At 70.2% G+C, this 16,526-nt stretch carries 16 protein-coding genes; 8 read left to right on the forward strand and 8 right to left on the reverse strand.

The features are described from left to right. Positions 1-11 precede the first annotated feature (11 nt). On the reverse strand, positions 12-203 hold the full coding sequence (locus tag ACI2K4_RS33270; RefSeq protein ID WP_121160531.1) for a DUF5703 family protein: 192 nt from the start codon (positions 201-203) through the stop codon (positions 12-14). Between the two features lie 63 nt (positions 204-266). Continuing rightward, complete coding sequence (locus tag ACI2K4_RS33275; protein WP_404517106.1) at positions 267-1,238, reverse strand: aldo/keto reductase; 972 nt, start codon at positions 1,236-1,238, stop codon at positions 267-269. A gap of 212 nt (positions 1,239-1,450) precedes the next feature. On the opposite strand from ACI2K4_RS33275, the gene ACI2K4_RS33280 reads away from it, so the two are divergent. The 6 genes from ACI2K4_RS33280 (at position 1,451) to mshC (ending at position 7,417) form a co-directional block, all read left to right on the forward strand. Then, entirely contained in the window at positions 1,451-2,503 is a 1,053-nt protein-coding gene (locus ACI2K4_RS33280) for an LLM class F420-dependent oxidoreductase (RefSeq protein ID WP_404517107.1), read from the forward strand. Positions 2,504-2,519: 16 nt separating this feature from the next. Further along, a complete protein-coding gene (locus ACI2K4_RS33285; protein ID WP_404517109.1) occupies positions 2,520-3,353 on the forward strand; it encodes an undecaprenyl-diphosphate phosphatase in 834 nt (277 codons plus the stop codon). Positions 3,354-3,425: 72 nt separating this feature from the next. Next, the gene (locus ACI2K4_RS33290; RefSeq protein ID WP_404517111.1) at positions 3,426-4,142 is read left to right on the forward strand and encodes a histidine phosphatase family protein; all 717 of its coding nucleotides are present in this window, start codon (positions 3,426-3,428) and stop codon (positions 4,140-4,142) included. Positions 4,143-4,527: 385 nt separating this feature from the next. Beyond that, positions 4,528-5,112 carry a DUF3090 domain-containing protein gene (locus tag ACI2K4_RS33295; RefSeq protein WP_404517112.1) on the forward strand — a complete coding sequence of 195 codons (585 nt, stop codon included), beginning with the start codon at positions 4,528-4,530 and terminating at the stop codon, positions 5,110-5,112. A gap of 55 nt (positions 5,113-5,167) precedes the next feature. Next, on the forward strand, positions 5,168-5,986 hold the full coding sequence (locus ACI2K4_RS33300) for an SCO1664 family protein (RefSeq protein WP_404517114.1): 819 nt from the start codon (positions 5,168-5,170) through the stop codon (positions 5,984-5,986). Between the two features lie 192 nt (positions 5,987-6,178). Next, the gene (gene mshC, locus ACI2K4_RS33305) at positions 6,179-7,417 is read left to right on the forward strand and encodes a cysteine--1-D-myo-inosityl 2-amino-2-deoxy-alpha-D-glucopyranoside ligase (RefSeq protein ID WP_404517116.1); all 1,239 of its coding nucleotides are present in this window, start codon (positions 6,179-6,181) and stop codon (positions 7,415-7,417) included. A gap of 308 nt (positions 7,418-7,725) precedes the next feature. On the opposite strand, the gene ACI2K4_RS33310 is transcribed toward mshC, so the two are convergent. The 4 genes from ACI2K4_RS33310 to ACI2K4_RS33325 all read right to left on the reverse strand — a co-directional run bounded on the left by ACI2K4_RS33310 (position 7,726) and on the right by ACI2K4_RS33325 (position 10,924). Then, positions 7,726-8,517 (reverse strand): GntR family transcriptional regulator, encoded by a 792-nt coding sequence (locus ACI2K4_RS33310; protein WP_404517117.1) that lies wholly within the window; start codon positions 8,515-8,517, stop codon positions 7,726-7,728. Positions 8,518-8,795: 278 nt separating this feature from the next. Beyond that, the gene (locus tag ACI2K4_RS33315) at positions 8,796-9,812 is read right to left on the reverse strand and encodes a methyltransferase (protein WP_404517118.1); all 1,017 of its coding nucleotides are present in this window, start codon (positions 9,810-9,812) and stop codon (positions 8,796-8,798) included. Positions 9,813-9,896: 84 nt separating this feature from the next. Then, positions 9,897-10,766: a PAC2 family protein gene (locus ACI2K4_RS33320; protein WP_404517119.1), complete on the reverse strand. Its 870-nt coding sequence runs from the start codon at positions 10,764-10,766 to the stop codon at positions 9,897-9,899. Further along, positions 10,763-10,924 carry a hypothetical protein gene (locus ACI2K4_RS33325; protein ID WP_404517120.1) on the reverse strand — a complete coding sequence of 54 codons (162 nt, stop codon included), beginning with the start codon at positions 10,922-10,924 and terminating at the stop codon, positions 10,763-10,765. The genes ACI2K4_RS33320 and ACI2K4_RS33325 overlap by 4 nt, the downstream gene beginning before the upstream one ends. 250 nt (positions 10,925-11,174) lie before the next feature. Between ACI2K4_RS33325 and metH the strand changes: the two genes are divergently transcribed. Both metH and ACI2K4_RS33335 read left to right on the forward strand, forming a co-directional pair. Beyond that, positions 11,175-14,693: a methionine synthase gene (gene metH / locus ACI2K4_RS33330; protein ID WP_404517162.1), complete on the forward strand. Its 3,519-nt coding sequence runs from the start codon at positions 11,175-11,177 to the stop codon at positions 14,691-14,693. A 578-nt stretch (positions 14,694-15,271) separates the two neighbouring features. Next, positions 15,272-15,394, forward strand: coding sequence for a hypothetical protein (locus ACI2K4_RS33335; RefSeq protein ID WP_404517122.1), 123 nt, complete (start codon positions 15,272-15,274; stop codon positions 15,392-15,394). A 505-nt stretch (positions 15,395-15,899) separates the two neighbouring features. On the opposite strand, the gene ACI2K4_RS33340 is transcribed toward ACI2K4_RS33335, so the two are convergent. Both ACI2K4_RS33340 and ACI2K4_RS33345 read right to left on the reverse strand, forming a co-directional pair. Next, entirely contained in the window at positions 15,900-16,151 is a 252-nt protein-coding gene (locus tag ACI2K4_RS33340; protein ID WP_404517124.1) for a hypothetical protein, read from the reverse strand. Continuing rightward, the gene (locus tag ACI2K4_RS33345; RefSeq protein ID WP_404517125.1) at positions 16,148-16,363 is read right to left on the reverse strand and encodes a hypothetical protein; all 216 of its coding nucleotides are present in this window, start codon (positions 16,361-16,363) and stop codon (positions 16,148-16,150) included. The genes ACI2K4_RS33340 and ACI2K4_RS33345 overlap by 4 nt, the downstream gene beginning before the upstream one ends. Positions 16,364-16,526: the final 163 nt, after the last annotated feature.

The raw sequence follows: 16,526 nt of genomic DNA on the forward strand, positions 1-16,526 counted from the left end.
ATCGTCCAGGGTCAGTAGGAGAGGCCCGGTTGCGACGTCTGGGCCAGGCGGCGACGCAGCACCACCTGTCGCGTCCCGTCCCGGAACAGTCGCACCCGGGCCAGCTCCCAGCCGGAGAACTCGGCCTGGATCGCAAGCTGTGCCGCGGCGGTCACCCGATCGACATTCGGCGGCAACCGCAGCGGCGCGTATTCGTAGTCCATGTCCCCTATCCTGCCCACGCGGGTCGGAGGGCACCAGTCCTTGAGATCGGTTCCACCCCCGCGTCAGCCGTCCCGCTCCGGATAACCGACCGGTACGCCCGACACGTCGTCCAGGGCGCTGGCGATCTCGTCCGGCAGCGTCATCCGTTCCACCTGCAACGCGCCGAGCAGTTGGCCGACCGTACGGGCACCCAGGATCGGGGCGACCACGCCGGGACGGTCACGTACCCAGGCCAGGGCGACCTCGAGCGGCGAGACGCCCAGGCCACCGGCGGCGGTGGCGACCGCCTCCACGATGCTGGAGCAGCGGGGCTCCAGGTAACTGGCGACAAAGCGCTCGAAATGGGGCGAGGCGGCGCGTGAATCAGCCGGCCGCCCGTGCCGGTACTTGCCGGTCAACACCCCGCGTCCCAGCGGTGACCAGGGCAGCAGCCCCAATCCCAGGTCGGCGCAGGCGGGCAGCACCTCGCGCTCGATGCCCCGTTCGAGCAGCGAGTACTCCATCTGGGCGGCGACCACCGGCGCCCGCCCGGGGAACGCCGCCTGCCAGGTGGCGGCCCGCGCGGTCTGCCAGCCGGAGAAGTTCGAAACCCCGACATAGCGGACGCGACCACTGTTCACCGCGTGGTCCAGGGCGGCGAGCGTCTCCTCCAGCGGGGTGTCCGGGTCGTACCCGTGCACCTGCCACAGGTCGACGTGGTCCGTCCCGAGCCGTCGCAACGAGGCGTCCAGGGTGCGCAGCAGGTGACCCCGGGAGCCGTCCCGCCGCCGGCCGGTACCCGGTCGTAGCCCCGCCTTTGTCGCGATCAACAGGTCGTCACGCGGCACCAGGGTGCCGATCAGCGACCCGATCACCGACTCGGCGTCACCGTCGGAATAGACGTCCGCGGTGTCGACCAGATTCCCGCCGGCATCGAGAAAGCTCTTCAGTTGCGCGGCCGCGTCGTCGGCGTCGGTGTCCCGACCCCAGGTCATGGTGCCGAGCGCGAGCCGCGAAACCGCCAGCCCGCTTCGGCCGAGCGGTCGCTGTTGCATGGGTGAACCTTATTCAGAACATCGCTCCACCGATATCCTCGCTCCCGCTTCTGTGTGCCGCGCCGCGCATTTCCGACCTGCGCAGAGGCTCGCTGACGGCCTTCCGACACCCGTACGGCGATCCGGACGGCGCGTTGCCCCACCGATGACGGGGTAGCAGGCAATAGTTGCGTACCCTGATTCGACTTGCCGTACGGATGGGGGAGGAACCAGTGCGACTCGGGCTCAGCCTTGGTTACCAGACGGCGTGGAGCACGCCGGCCGACCACCTGCTGCTGGCCCAGGAGGCGGATCGGCTCGGCTACTCGGTGGTCTGGGCGGCCGAGGCGTACGGGTCCGACTCGCCGAGCATGCTCGCCTGGATGGCCGGGCAGACCGAGCGGATCGACCTCGGCGCGGCGGTGATGCAGATCCCGGCCCGGACCCCGGCGATGACCGCGATGACCGCGGCCACCATCGACACCCTCTCCGGCGGCCGGTTCCGCCTCGGCCTCGGTGTCTCCGGCCCCCAGGTCTCCGAGGGCTGGCACGGGGTACGGTTCGCCAAGCCCCTGGCCCGCACCCGGGAGTACGTGGACATCGTCAAGCTCGCCATCGCCCGCAAGCAGGTCGAGTACGACGGCGCCCACTACGTCCTGCCGCTGCCCGACGGGCCGGGCAAGGCGCTCCGACTGGGCTTCCACCCCCACCGCGCGCAGGTCCCGATCTACCTCGCCGCGGTCGGCCCGAAGAACCTCGAACTCGCCGGTGAGATCGCCGACGGCTGGCTGGCGGTCTTCTTCGCCCCCGAGTTCGCGGCCGAGCAACTGGGTTCGGTGGCCGCCGGGCGGGCCCGTGCCGGTAAGGAGCTGGCCGGGTTCGACGTGGTACCGAGCGTGCCGATGGTGCTCGGCGACGACGTGACCGCCGCCGCCGAGCTGGTCCGCTGGTACGCCGCGCTCTACGTCGGCGGCATGGGCAGCCGGGAGCAGAACTTCTACAACCAACTCGCCACCCGGATGGGCTACGGCGACGCCGCCCGCGAGGTGCAGGAGCTCTACCTGGCCAAGCGGCAGCGCGACGCGGCGGCGGCGGTGCCGGCGGAGTTCATCGACCGCACCTCCCTGCTCGGCCCGAAGGAGCGGATCGCCGACCGGATGCGCGAGTACGCCGAAGCCGGCGTGACCACCCTGTCGGTGACGCTCTTCGTCGCCGACGTGGAGAGCGGTATCCGGGCGCTGCGCGCCGGTGCCGAGGCCCTCGACCTCTCCGGGGTCGGCGAGTGAGGACGGCGGCGACCGGATGACCTGGATCGAGGCCATCGTGCTGGGCATCGTGCAGGGACTCACCGAGTTCCTGCCGGTGAGTTCGTCGGCACACCTGCGGATCACCTCGGCGATCTTCTTCGACCGGGACGCCGGGGCCTCGTTCACCGCGGTCACCCAGCTCGGCACCGAGGCGGCGGTGCTGGTCTACTTCGCCAAGGACATCTGGCGGATCACCCGTACCTGGGTGGTCGGGATCTGGGACCGCTCGGTCCGCGGCGAGTTGGACTACCGGATGGGCTGGTACGTCATCGTCGGCTCGATCCCGATCGGCGTCTTCGGGCTCGTGTTCAAGGATCAGATCCGGACCGCCGCCCGGAACCTCTGGCTGGTCGCCTCCGTGCTGATCATCTTCGCCTTCGTGCTGGCCTTCGCCGAGTACTGGGGTCGTCAGACCCGTACCATCAGGGACTTCACCATGCGCGACGGCGTGGTGATGGGGCTGGCCCAGGCCGCCGCGCTGGTGCCCGGCGTGTCCCGGTCCGGCGGCACCCTCACCGCCGGGCTGTTCCTCAACCTGACCCGCGAGGCCGCCGCCCGGTACTCGTTCCTGCTGGCCATCCCGGCCGTGGTGATGTCCGGACTGTTCAGCGTCCCGGACGTCTTCGACACCAGCGGTGACGGCTCGATCCCGACCCCCGCCCAGATGGTCGTCGCCACCCTGATCGCCTTCGTGCTCGGCTACGTCTCCATCGCCTGGCTGCTCCGCTATGTCGCGCACCACACCCTGTACGTCTTCGTCCTCTACCGGGTCGCCCTCGGCAGCCTCGTCCTCGTCCTGCTCATCACCAACACCATCACCCCCACGTAAGGAAGGGCCCCCTGTTATCGCTTCCGGTATAGGAAGGGGCCCCTGTTAACGGGGCACCGTAGGGTAGAGATCGTGGCAACCCTCCTACTCCTGCGACACGGCCGGACCACGGCGAACGCCAGCGGCGGCCTGGCCGGACGGCAGCCGGTCGAACTCGACGAGACCGGACGCGCCCAGGCCGTCGCGGCCGGCGCCCGGCTCCGTACGCTCCCGCTCGCCGAGGTGATCAGCAGCCCACTCATCCGCTGCCTGCAGACCCTGGAACTGGCGCTGCCCGAGGTCAAGCCCACCCTCGAGGACGACCTGATCGAGTGCGGGTACGGCGAGTGGGAGGGCCAGCCCCTGAAGAAGCTGGCCAAGGATCCACTGTGGCCAGTGGTCCAGCAGCATCCCAGCTCGGTGGTGTTCCCGGGCGGGGAGGCGATGGCGGCGATGGCGAGCCGGGCGGTGTCGGCGGTCCGCCGCTGGGATGCCCGGATCACCGCCGAGCATGGCCCGGAGGCGATCTGGCTCGCCTGTAGCCACGGGGATGTGATCAAGGCCATCGTCGCGGACGCGCTCGGCGTACACCTTGATCTTTTCCAGCGGATCGTCGCGGACCCGGCCTCGGTGACCGCCATCCGCTACACCCCGACCCGGCCGTTTGTGCTCCGGCTCAACGACAGCGCCGGAGACCTGGGCAACCTGGTGCCGCCCAAGCGCACCCGCCGCCGGCGACCCCGCCCGGCGGACTCCGACGCCGCGGTCGGCGGCGGGGCCGGCAGCGGTGGGCCCGGATTGGAACGATGACCCCGAGCAGCCCTCGAAGGGACTTTCTAGCTGCTCTACCTGGTGATCGGGAAGCACCTGCCGGGCTCGGACGATGGCGCCGACCGACCGGCTCCGGGTTGGCAGGCGGCAGCAGCGCGTCGACCGGGGGCTTCGCCAGGATCGAACGATGATGCCGACCGACCGACCGACCGGTCGGTCGACTGGTCGACCGGTCGACTGACCGGTCGACCGGGCCCGCGCACTGCGGCGCCACGGCCACCACCCCCGCCGGCCCGGCCAGGACCGACACGCGAACGTGGTTACCAGGGGCGGAGCAGGTGCCGCCAGGGGCGCCCGCCGGGTGGGCGGCGATTCGGGTCGGTGCGCTGCACGGCGGCGGATCGGGCCGGATAGGGTCGTGGGTATGACCCATCAGGTACACGCCTTCGAGCCGCCCGAGCGGTTCGTCGCCGGCACCGTGGGAGCGCCGGGGGAGCGGACGTTCTTCCTCCAGGCGCGGGGCGGCGGCCGGGTGGTCAGCGTGGCCCTGGAGAAGGTCCAGGTGTCGTTGCTGGCCGAGAAGCTGGAGGAGTTGCTGGCCGAGGCACAACGCCGGTTCGGGGTTGAGTTGCCCGATCCGGTGCTGGCGAGTTCCGACAACGACCCGTTGGACAACCCGGTCGACGAGGAGTTCCGTGTCGGCACCCTCGGTCTGGCCTTCGACGTCGACACCGCCACCGTCGTGATCGAGGCGATCGCCGCCGGGGAGACCGAGGCCGAGGTCGAGCTCGGCGAGCCCGACGAGGTGGACGAAACCGACGAGGAGGACGAGGAGCCCGACGACGACCTCGACCGGCTGCGGGTGCGACTGACCCCGCAGGCGGCGCGGGAGTTCATCGAGCGCGCCCGGCGGGTGGTGGCGGCCGGTCGGCCACCGTGCCCACTCTGTGGTCAACCCCTCGACCCCGCCGGTCACCTCTGCCCCCGACACAACGGCTACCACCGCTGATGCTCGTGCCCGATCGGCCGGTGACCGGCGCCGGCCCGCGTACCGGTCGGCCGCGGTGACCTCGTCCGACCTACAGCCCATGCTCGACGAGAACGACGCGCTACGCCTGCTCCGCGGCGGCGAGTTCGAACTCGAAGGGCGGCTCACCGACGCCTCCAACACCACCCTGCGCGGTTTCCTGACCCTCGACGGGGTGACCGCGCGCTGCGTGTACAAACCGATCCGGGGGGAACGGCCGCTCTGGGACTTCCCCGACGGCACCCTCGCCGGCCGTGAGGTGAGCGCCTACCTGGTCTCCCACGCGACCGGCTGGGACGTGGTGCCGCCGACCGTGCTGCGGGACGGGCCGTTCGGTCCCGGCGCCTGCCAGCTCTGGATCGACGAGCCGGCCGACGCCGAGCCGCTGGTCGGTTTCGTACCCGCGCAGAGCCTGCCGCCGCGCTGGTTCCGGGTCGCCGCCGCCCAGGACGACGACGGCCTGCCGTACGCGTTGGCGCACGCCGACGACCCTCGGCTGGCCCGGATGGTGGTCTTCGACGCCGTGATCAACAACGCCGACCGCAAGGGCGGTCACGTCCTGATCGGGCCGGATGACCGGATCTACGGCGTGGACCACGGCGTCTGCTTCCACGTCGAGGAGAAGCTGCGCACCGTGCTCTGGGGTTGGACCACCCGCCAACTGCCCCCGGACGCGGTGGAGGTGCTCGGCAAGCTCGCCGCCGACCTCGTCGGGCCGCTCGGCGAGCAACTTTCCGAGCACCTGACCATCACCGAGGTCGCCGAGGTGTCCGCGCGGGTCAACCGTCTGCTGGAGACGGGACGGTTCCCGGTGCCGTCCGAGGACTGGCCGGCGATCCCCTGGCCGCCAATCTGACCCCAGCGATCGTCTGGCCGCTGATCTGCCCCGGGCGATCTCCGCCGATCTGACCCGGGCGATCCCGTGGCCGCCGAACTGACCCCGGCGAGCGTTCGGGATGGCGCTCCGGCGGGCCGTACCGGGACGCTGTCGCATTGATCACCTCGGGGTGTCCCGACCGGTGTCCGCCGGCTGGCTAGGCTGGCCGTCATGGACGCATGGACGGGGCATCAGGTGCCACGGCTGCCGGGATCCGGTCAGCCGCTGGCGTTGTACGACTCGGCGCGGGGCGCCGCCCACCCGAGTCTCCCCCAGGGACCGGCGACGATGTACGTCTGCGGCATCACACCCTACGACGCCACCCACCTCGGCCACGCCGCCACCATGATCACTTTTGACCTGGTGCAGCGGATGTGGCGGGACAACGGCCACGAGGTGCGCTACGTCCAGAATGTCACTGACATCGACGACCCGCTGTTGGAACGGGCCGCGCGGGACGGCGAGGACTGGGTCGTGCTGGCGATGCGGGAGACCGCCCTGTTCCGGGAGGACATGGAGGCGCTGCGGATCATCCCGCCGACCCACTACGTGGGCGCGGTCGAGTCGATCCCGGCGATCGTCGGCAGGGTCCGCACCCTGGTCGAGCAGGGCGCAGGGTACCGCCTGGACGACGGAACCGGCGACTTCTACTTCGACATCTCCGCCGCGCCCCGGTTCGGTTACGAGTCGAACCTCTCCCGGGAGGAGATGCTCGTCCTCTCCGCCGAGCGCGGCGGTGACCCGGAGCGGCCGGGCAAGCGTGACCCGCTCGACCCGCTGCTCTGGCGCGGCGCGCGTGAGGGTGAGCCGGCCTGGGACGGCGCCGACCTCGGGCCGGGCCGACCCGGCTGGCACATCGAGTGCGCCGTGATCGCCCTCGACCTGCTCGGCGCCACCATCGACGTCCAGGGCGGCGGGAACGACCTGCTCTTCCCGCACCACGAGTGCTCGGCCGCGCACGCGGAGCGGCTGACCGGTGAGTCGCCGTTCGCCCGGCACTACGTACACGCCGGCATGATTGGCCTGGACGGCGAGAAGATGTCGAAGTCCAAGGGGAACCTGGTCTTCGTCTCCCGACTCCGCGCCGACCACGTGGACCCGATGGCGGTCCGGCTGGGCCTGATCGCCGAGCACTACCGGTCGGACCGGACCTGGACCGACGAGGTGCTCAAGACGGCCCAGCAGCGACTGGCCCGGTGGCGCGACGCGAGCAAGGCCAGCGCCGGCCCGTCCGGTGTCGACCTGCTCGCCGACGTACGGGCGCGGCTCGCCGACGACCTGGACACCCCGGGAGCGCTGGCGGCGATCGACGCCTGGGCCGACGGTGCCCTCGCCGGCCAGGGCACCGACACCGACGCCCCGGCCCTCTTCGCCACCGTCACCGACACCCTGCTCGGCATCCGCCTCTGAGATGTAAGGAAGGGCCCCTTGTTATCGCTTTTTGTATAGGAAGGGCCCCTTCCTAACACCTGGCCCGGCGGTCACCCGGCACGCCCAGGTCGGCCGAGTGCCGCCCCGAGGCAGCCGAGTGCCGGCCGATCGTGGGTCTGGCGTTGGCCGGGTGGGCCTGGCGTTGCCAGGTGGGTCCGGCGTTGCCGGGTGGGTCGGGCGTTGGCCGGGTGGGTCCGGCGTTGCCGGGTGGGTCCGGCGTTGCCGGGTGAGTCTGGCGTTGGCCGGGTGGGTCGAGCGCCGACTGGCAGTCGAGGACCAGTGTCGGGTCAGCCCAGGACCAGGCCGGGGTCGGGTTCGGGGTCGGGGGTCACGCCCGGGATGCGGTACTCCTCGGTCAGCGTTGTCATCGGTCCCGGCCAGGTTGCCTGGGCCACCTCGATCGGCTTGTGCTGGTCGTCGTACGCGACGTGCAGCAGGTGCAGCACCGGGGTGTCCGGCCGGATCTGCAGGATCTCGGCCTCCTCCCGGCTCGGCTGGCGGGCACTGATCGTGTCGGTGGCCGAGCGGTAGCCGCGACCGATGGCTTCCTCCGCCTCCTGGTACAACGGTCGGCCGAACGCCTCCATCCGCTCCAGGCTGGTGCCGGCGGCGTCGGTTACCCGGAACCAGGAGGCGCCGACCTCGACCGGGACGTCCTCGGTGCGGACGAGGTGCCGCCGTACGACCAGTTCGCTGCCGTCGCTCACGCCGAACGCGTCGGCGACCTCCGGTGGCGCGGGCGCCCGCCCGACCTGGATGAGGTGCTGCCGGTAACGAGCGGCCAGGTCGGCGTGGTAGCCCCGGTGGCCGCCGTAGCGACCACGGGAGAGCCGGTTGAGGCGACGCCGGGTGCCGCGTACGTAGGTGCCGGAGCCGGGTTTGGTGATCAGAACACCCTCGACCCGGAGCTGGTCGATCGCGCGCTGCACGGTCTGCTTGGCCACCCCGAACATCTCGGCGATGCCGGGGATGGAGGGGAGCCGCTCGCCCGCCGCCCAGTCACCCCGGCGGATCCGGGCCCGTAGCTGCTCGGCGATCTGTCGGTGCGGGAACTCGGCGGCTCCCGGGTTGATCTGCACCTCTACCGTCCTCCGCGCTTCGTCGGTGACACCCGGCGGTGGGCGCACCCACGGCCGAAGCATCGTCGATCATGACAAGAGCAACTAGGTTCCTAGGATGCCGTACGCGGGGTGGCCCGGCCCCCAGCGACACGCCAAGGGCCGAACCTTCCACGAAAGATCCACGCGTTACCGCAGCACGAACCGACGCGACAGCTCGAGCAGACGCGACGGGCTGAGCAGACGGGACGGACTGAGCAGACGCGACGGGACGGACAGACGCGACGGGACGGACAGGGTCAGGGCTTGCGGCCGAGCACCGCGCCGTTGGCGCCGGGGCCCTCGAAGGTCACCGTACGGATGTCCGCGAACCCCGCCCGACGCAGCCACTCGCGGTACTCGGCCCCGGAGTAGTTTTTCCCACCCTCGGTCTCGACCAGCATGTTCATCCCCATCAGGGCAGCCGCCGGTGGCCCGGACCGGTCGTCGTCGAGCAGCAGCTCGGAGATGATGATCGTGCCGCCGGGGGAGAGCGCGTCGAGGCACTTGGCCAGGATCAGCTCGTTGGTCGGCTCGTCCCAGTCGTGCAGGATCATGCTCAGCAGTACGGTGTCGTAGCCGCCGGGCAGGGTCGGGTCGCCGAGGAAGTCGCCGGTGATGGTGTCGACCCGGCCGGTCAGCTCGGCCGAGGCGATTTTTGTCTCGGCCTGTGCGCAGACGTGTGGCAGGTCGAAGATGGTGGCCCGCAGGTCGGGGTTCTGCCGGCACAGTTCGATCGAGAAGGCGCCGGCGCCGCCCCCAACGTCGAGCAGCCGCCGCTGGCCGCTGAGGTCGTACGCGCCGGTGAGGGCGCGGGCGGTGAAGATCGAGGTGGAGTACATCGCCTCCCAGAACAGGGCGAGCATCTCCGGGTCGTCGCCGTCGAACATCGAGTCCTTGGCCTGCGGGTCCCAGGTGAGCGGCTTGTCCGTACGCAGTGCCTCGCCGATCCGGTGCCACGGCAGGTAGGTGCGCTCGTCGCAGTAGCGCACCTGCCCGCCGAAGTAGTACGGCTTACCGGCGACCAGGAACTCCTCGGCCACCTCGGTGTTGCGGTAGCCCTCACCGCTGCGTTCGAGCAGGCCGAGTGAGGCGCAGGCGGACAGCAGCAGGTCGGCGGGGCGTTCCGGGAGGCCGAACTCGGTGCAGGCGCCCTGGACCGTCAGCACCCGTCCACCGGCGATCCGGGTGAACAGCCCGAGTTCGACCGCCGCCGCGAAGGTCTTGAAGCTCCAGAAACCGGTCACGAGCCCCATAAGCGGGGTAGGGGTGATCATCCCGACATATGATCACTTGGAAGAATCGTACACGGTGAATTTGTCGGTTATCCGACAATCAGGCTCGAGTGGCACGTGGAAGGGTCACCAGGAACCGGCGGTCGGACCGGCGGAACCACCCCGGCGGCGCAGGTACTTCTCGAACTCCTGCGCGATCTCGTCGCCGGTCAACGGCTGGATGCCGGCGTCGCCGACCCGCTCCTCCAACTCTCGCACGTACTCCCCGAGTTCGGCGTCCTGCTCGGCCGCCGCCCGCACCCGCTGCTCCCACTCCGCCGCCTCCTCGGCCAGGTCGGCCATTGGCACCGGCAGGTCGAGCACCTCCTCGACCCGGTGCAGCAGGGCCAGGGTCGCCTTCGGGCAGGGCGGGTTGTTCGCGTAGTGCGGCACGTGCACCCAGAACGACACCGCGTCCACCTCGGCCCGCGAGCAGGCGTCGTGCAGCACGCCGACGATGCCGGTCGGGCCGTCGTACCGGGTCGGGGTGAGCTGGTAGCGCTCGGCGGCGTCCTTGTCCGACGCGCTGCCGCTGATCGGCAACGGCCGGGTGTACGGCACGTCGGCGAGCAGGGCCCCGAGCAGCACGATCCGGTCGACCTCGAGGCTGTGGCAGATCTCCAGCACCTGCTCGCAGAACGTACGCCAGCGCATGCTCGGCTCGATCCCACGGATCAGCACCACGTCCCGGTCGGTCCCCTCGGGGCTGGCCACCATGAAACGGGTGGTCGGCCACTCGACCCGGCGGGTCTCGCCGTCGGCCATCGTGATCGTCGGCCGGCTCACCTGGAAGTCGTAGAAGTCCTCCGGGTCCAGCTCGGCGACCTGGCGGGCCTGCCAGACCTGCTCGAGATGCTCGACCGCGGCGGTCGACGCGTCGGCGGCGTCGTTCCAGCCCTCGAAGGCCGCGATGGCCACCGGTGAACGCAGCGTGGGCAGGCCGTCGAACTCGGTCACGCGCGCACCTCGCCGTCACCGTCACCGCACGTCGCGGTGTCGAGCCCGATCACGCTGAACCGGGTCGCGGTGTCGAGCCCGATCACGCTGAACCGGTTGGTGCCGAGCCCGGTCGTCTTCGCGCCGTGCCCGTTGGCGCTGTCCCTGATGTCCCTCACGTCCGTCAGCCTACGTCTCTGCTCGGGATCGGGCCCGCCGGCCGCGCCGACGCCCCGCGCTCACCGCCCCCGCCGCCACCTGCGGCCCCGCCGGTCCGCCGGGCGCCGGGCCGCCCGAAAGCTGATCATGTGGGTCGGACACCCGGGTACGGACGGCACGAAGGCGACGCGGATCACACCTTGCGCGAGTGTGCTCCGTGCAACGGTCGTCCGGCCTGGTCCGCATTAGCCTGGGTGGGTGCCCGAATCGCTGCTGGACGCCCTGGCCAACCGGATCCTGATCGCCGACGGTGCGATGGGGACCATGTTGCAGGCCGCCGACCTCAGCCTGGACGACTTCGAGGGCTACGAGGGCTGCAACGAGGTCCTGAACGTCACCCGCCCCGAGGTCGTCCGGGCGGTGCACGACGCCTACTTCGCCGCCGGTGCCGACTGCGTGGAGACAAACACCTTCGGCACCAACCTCGGCAACCTCGGCGAGTACGACATCCAGCACCGGATCGTGGAGTTGGCCGAGGCGGGCGCCCGGATCGCCAGACTCGCCGCCGACCACTGGTCGACCCCGGAGAAGCCGAGGTACGTCCTCGGTTCGATCGGCCCCGGCACCAAGCTCCCGACGCTCGGCCACAGCCGCTACGACGCGCTGCGGCAGGCGTACCTGGAGAACGCCACCGGGTTGCTGACCGGCGGCGTGGACGCGCTGATCATCGAGACCTGCCAGGACCTGCTCCAGGTCAAGTCCGCCGTGGTCGGCGCCCGGCGGGCGATGGCCGACGCCGGACGTACGGTGCCGTTGATCTGCCACGTCACCGTCGAGACCACCGGGACCATGCTGCTCGGCAGCGAGATCGGCGCGGCCCTGACCGCCCTCGAACCGCTCGGCATCGACCTGATCGGGCTCAACTGCGCCACCGGCCCGGCCGAGATGAGCGAGCACCTGCGTTACCTCTCCCAGCACGCCCGGGTCCCGCTGTCGGTGATGCCGAACGCCGGCCTGCCGCAGCTCACCGCCGACGGTGCCTACTACCCGCTGACCCCGGACGAGCTTGCCGAGGCGCTGGACCGGTTCGTCCACGAGTACGGTGTCGCCCTGGTCGGCGGCTGCTGCGGCACCACCCCCGAACACATCCGCAAGGTCGCCGAGCGGCTGGGCAACACCACCCCGACCGTACGCGAACCGAGCCCCGAGGCCGGCGTCGCCTCGATCTACCACCACGTGCCGTTCGCGCAGGACGCCAGCGTGCTGATGGTGGGGGAGCGGACCAACGCCAACGGCTCCAAGGCGTTCCGGGAGGCGATGCTCGCCGGTGACTGGCAGGCGTGCGTGGAGATCGCCCGCGGCCAGGCCCGCGACGGCTCGCACCTGCTGGACCTCTGCGTCGACTACGTCGGCCGCGACGGCGCCGAGGACATGCGGCAGCTCGCCGGCCGGTTCGCCACCGCCTCCACCCTGCCGATCATGCTCGACTCGACCGAACCGCAGGTGATCGAGGCGGGGTTGGAGATGCTCGGCGGCCGGTGCGTGGTCAACTCGGTCAACTTCGAGGACGGCGACGGCCCCGAGTCGCGTTACGCCCGGGTCATGCCGATCGTCAAGGAACACGGCGCCGCGGTCGTGGCACTGACCATCGACGAGGAGGGCCAGGCCCGTACGGCGGAGTGGAAGGTACGCGTCGCCTCCCGGCTGATCGACGACCTCACCGGCCGGTGGGGGCTGAAGATCGGCGACATCATGGTCGACGCGCTGACCTTCCCGATCGCCACCGGTCAGGAGGAGACCCGGCGCGACGGCATCGAGACCATCAACGCGATCCGGGAGATCGCCACCCGCTACCCCGGGGTCAACTTCACCCTGGGCGTCTCGAACGTCTCCTTCGGACTCAACCCGGCCGCCCGGCAGGTGCTCAACTCGGTCTTCCTCAACGAGTGCGTGCAGGCCGGGCTGACCAGCGCGATCGTGCACGCCAGCAAGATCCTGCCGATGTCGAAGATCCCGCAGGAGCAGCGCGAGGTAGCACTCGACCTGGTCTACGACCGGCGCCGGCCGGCAACCGCCGACCAGCCCGCGTACGACCCGGTGCAGCGGTTCATCGAGATCTTCGAGGGGGTCGACGCCGCCTCGGCCCGTGCCAGCCGGGCCGAGGAACTGGCCGGGCTGCCGTTGGGCGAGCGGCTCAAGCGGCGGATCGTCGACGGCGAGCGCAACGGCCTGGAGGCCGACCTGGACGAGGCGCTGACCGAGCGCCCCGCCCTGGAGATCATCAACGACACCCTGCTCGACGGGATGAAGGTGGTCGGCGAACTGTTCGGCTCCGGCCAGATGCAGTTGCCGTTCGTGCTCCAGTCGGCCGAGGTGATGAAGACCGCGGTGGCGTACCTGGAACCGCACATGGAGAAGGCCGACGACGGCGGCAAGGGCCGGATCGTGCTGGCCACGGTCAAGGGCGACGTGCACGACATCGGCAAGAACCTGGTCGACATCATCCTCTCCAACAACGGCTACGAGGTCGTCAACATCGGCATCAAGCAGCCGATCAGCGCGATTCTCGACGCCGCCGAGGAACACCGGGCCGACGCGATCGGCATGTCCGGCCTGCTGGTCAAGAGCACCGTCATAATGAAGGAAAACCTTCAGGAGATGGCGTCGCGCGGGGTCGCGCAACGGTGGCCGGTGCTGCTCGGCGGCGCCGCGCTGACCAGGGCCTACGTCGAGGACGACCTACGATCGGCGTACGAGGGCCAGGTCCACTACGCCCGCGACGCGTTCGAGGGTCTGTCCCTGATGGACCGGGTGATGGTCGCCAAACGCGGCGGCGCGGCCGTGGTCGACCCGGAGCGGGAGGCGGCGCTCGCCGCACGTCGGGCGCGACGGGAGCGGCACCGGGCCATGACCAGCGACTCGCTGCCGGACATCTTCGACTCCTCGGTCCGCTCCGACGTCGCCACCGACGCCGAGGTGCCCGAACCACCGTTCCTCGGCACCCGCGTGATCAAGGGCGTGCCGCTCGCCGACTACGCGGCCGTGCTGGACGAACGGGCCACCTTCGTCGGCCAGTGGGGGCTGCGCGGTGCCCGGGGCGGCAACGGCCCGTCGTACGAGGAACTGGTCGAGACCGAGGGGCGGCCGAGGCTGCGCTACTGGCTGGACCGGCTCATCGCCGACCAGGTCCTCGAAGCGGCCGTGGTGTACGGCTACTTCCCGGCGTACTCCGAGGGCAACGACCTGGTGGTGCTGGACGAGAACGGGCACACCGAACGGGCCCGGTTCACCTTCCCCCGGCAGCGGCAGGAACGCCGCCTCTGCCTCGCCGACTTCTTCAAGCCCAGGGAGCAGGGGCTGGACGTGGTGGCGTTGCAACTGGTCACCGTGGGGCAGCCGATCAGCGAGTACACCGCGAAGATGTTCGCCCGCAACGAGTACCGGGACTATCTCGAGGTGCACGGGCTGTCCGTACAGCTCACCGAGGCCCTGGCCGAATACTGGCACCGTCGGGTCCGCAGCGAGCTGGTCCTACCCGGTGGCCGTACGGTCGCCAGCACCGACCCGACCGACCTCGCCGGCCTGCTGCGCAACGACTACCGGGGCTGCCGGTACGCGCTCGGCTACACCGCCTGCCCCGACCTCGAAGACCGGACGAAGATCGTCGACCTGCTCGGCGCGGAACGGATCGGCGTACGCCTCTCCGAGGAGTTCCAGCTCGAACCCGAGCAGGCCACCGACGCCATCATCGTCCACCACCCCGAAGCCAACTACTTCAACGCCAAATGACGCAGCCATGAGGCAGACGCGTTCTACCACGCTGTCCACAGATCATTGCTTTCCGTGGGGTGCGCCTGGGGCACAGCGCGCAGAAAGAGAGTGTCGCGCCGACCTTCGCACACGCCGCTCAGCCAGCAGATGATCACGGATTGATTTCACGGACCCCCAATTGCCCGCCCGCTGCCGCCATTCGCGGATTACCAGTGACGGAAACTTGACAAGTTTTGAACGCGTTATGGTGCGAGTTGTTGTCGCAGCGCGAAGCGGGTCGCGCGTTCACCAGGTGTAACGGGTGATGGTTGAGGTGGGAGCTGCCCGCTTGATGGTGAATTCGGGCATGTCGGTGCGACCGCCGTTCACAGTCGGTGTCGGTCGTACCGTGTTGAGGCAGGCGGTGCTGACGGCGCCGCCGCCGTGCCGGCCGTAAGCAGGCACAAGAGGAGGCGGCACCCGCGGGAACGGGTGCCGCCGACGCAAATTCCACCCGCCACTGCCTTGAACGGAAGGAACTGCTCGTGTCTACGTTACGTCCCCTGGGCTCGCCGCACCCCGAGCGTCTGCCTCACGCTGGAGTACCGATTCGGTCGGTGGTGATGGTGGCCGCTGCCGTTGGTGGCGCTTTCGCCGCCGTCCACTACCCAGAGATCATCAATCCGGTGGTTATTGGGCTGATGATCTTTAGTCTGCTCGATCGTCTGATCGCTCGGTAGGTTTGCGGCCTGAACAAGTCAGAGGCCGGCGGTACGAGTTGGTGTTGCCGGCCTCTGCTCGGACAGAGGGAACCGTGGTCTATGGCCTGGCGGACGTAGTTTGTGCATTCGTCTTCGCTATCAGCGGCTTCCGGTTCGCGGTTGACGCCGGGCCAGCCTTGCGGATTCGGGCGCGGCGCACCTCGACGCCCCGGTCGACCATGGCCACCACCGTGTCCAGCCACGGCCGCCACCACGACGCCCGGTCGTCCAGGCTCGGCCGGTGGCCGCCCTGCCCTGCCCGGTAGGACGGGTCAACGAGCAGGTAGCGTCGCGCGGAATACGAGCGTCACAACGCACACCTTTGGCACATGGACCTGCTCGCTCGGAGTGGTCGCCGAGGCGAGCTGACGGACCTCGTACGCGACGATGTAGACGCACGTAGGCGGTTGCTCCGGTTGCTGGATGACAGTGAGTCGCAGGTCTAGCGGCGGCAATCGCCGTCACCGGACAGGGCGGGCCGAGGTCAGCGAGTCCAGAGAATGAACCGGTCGTAGAGTTCGGCTGGCGACGATCCGCGCAGGTCGCGCGCTGCTTCGACGAGTCGCTCGGCCATGTACGTGGCCATACCGATGCGGTCTCCGGCGAACGACACAGCAAGTTCCTCGCGCGCGTCTTCGCAAGGCCAGGGGCGTCCGCAGCCGCAGTCCCAGCGGTGACTGGTGCGCTTGTGGGTAAGGTCGGCGGCGACCGACGAGGCGAGCCGTCGTGCCGTCACCGCTGCGCCTCCCGCTCAGCGGCCAGCATCTCCGGGTCGGTTGCCAGCCGGCGAGCCGCCGCCAGGCGCCCGCACTTGCCCGCCGGGTACGCCGGGCACAACCGGCACTCCTCACCGCACTCATGTGCCGCGATGGTCGCCCGCGCAATACCGAGGATCGCCGGCCAGAGGTATCGAGGCATGATCGTCGATGGGTGCCGCTCGACGTTCATCGGCGCCGCCGCACGAAGCGGATCACGCCCGAGTTACCGAGAATCCGTCGCAGCGGCCACGGCATCGGCTCGTCCGGCGCCGGGGTGGGCATGGGTTCGGTCGGCGCGCGGCGTACCCATGGAGGGAAGAATCGAGGGTTCCCGTCCGCACCAAAGAACCACT

It is taken from the genome of Micromonospora sp. NPDC050397, from assembly GCF_044901685.1.
Lineage (GTDB): Bacteria > Actinomycetota > Actinomycetes > Mycobacteriales > Micromonosporaceae > Micromonospora_G.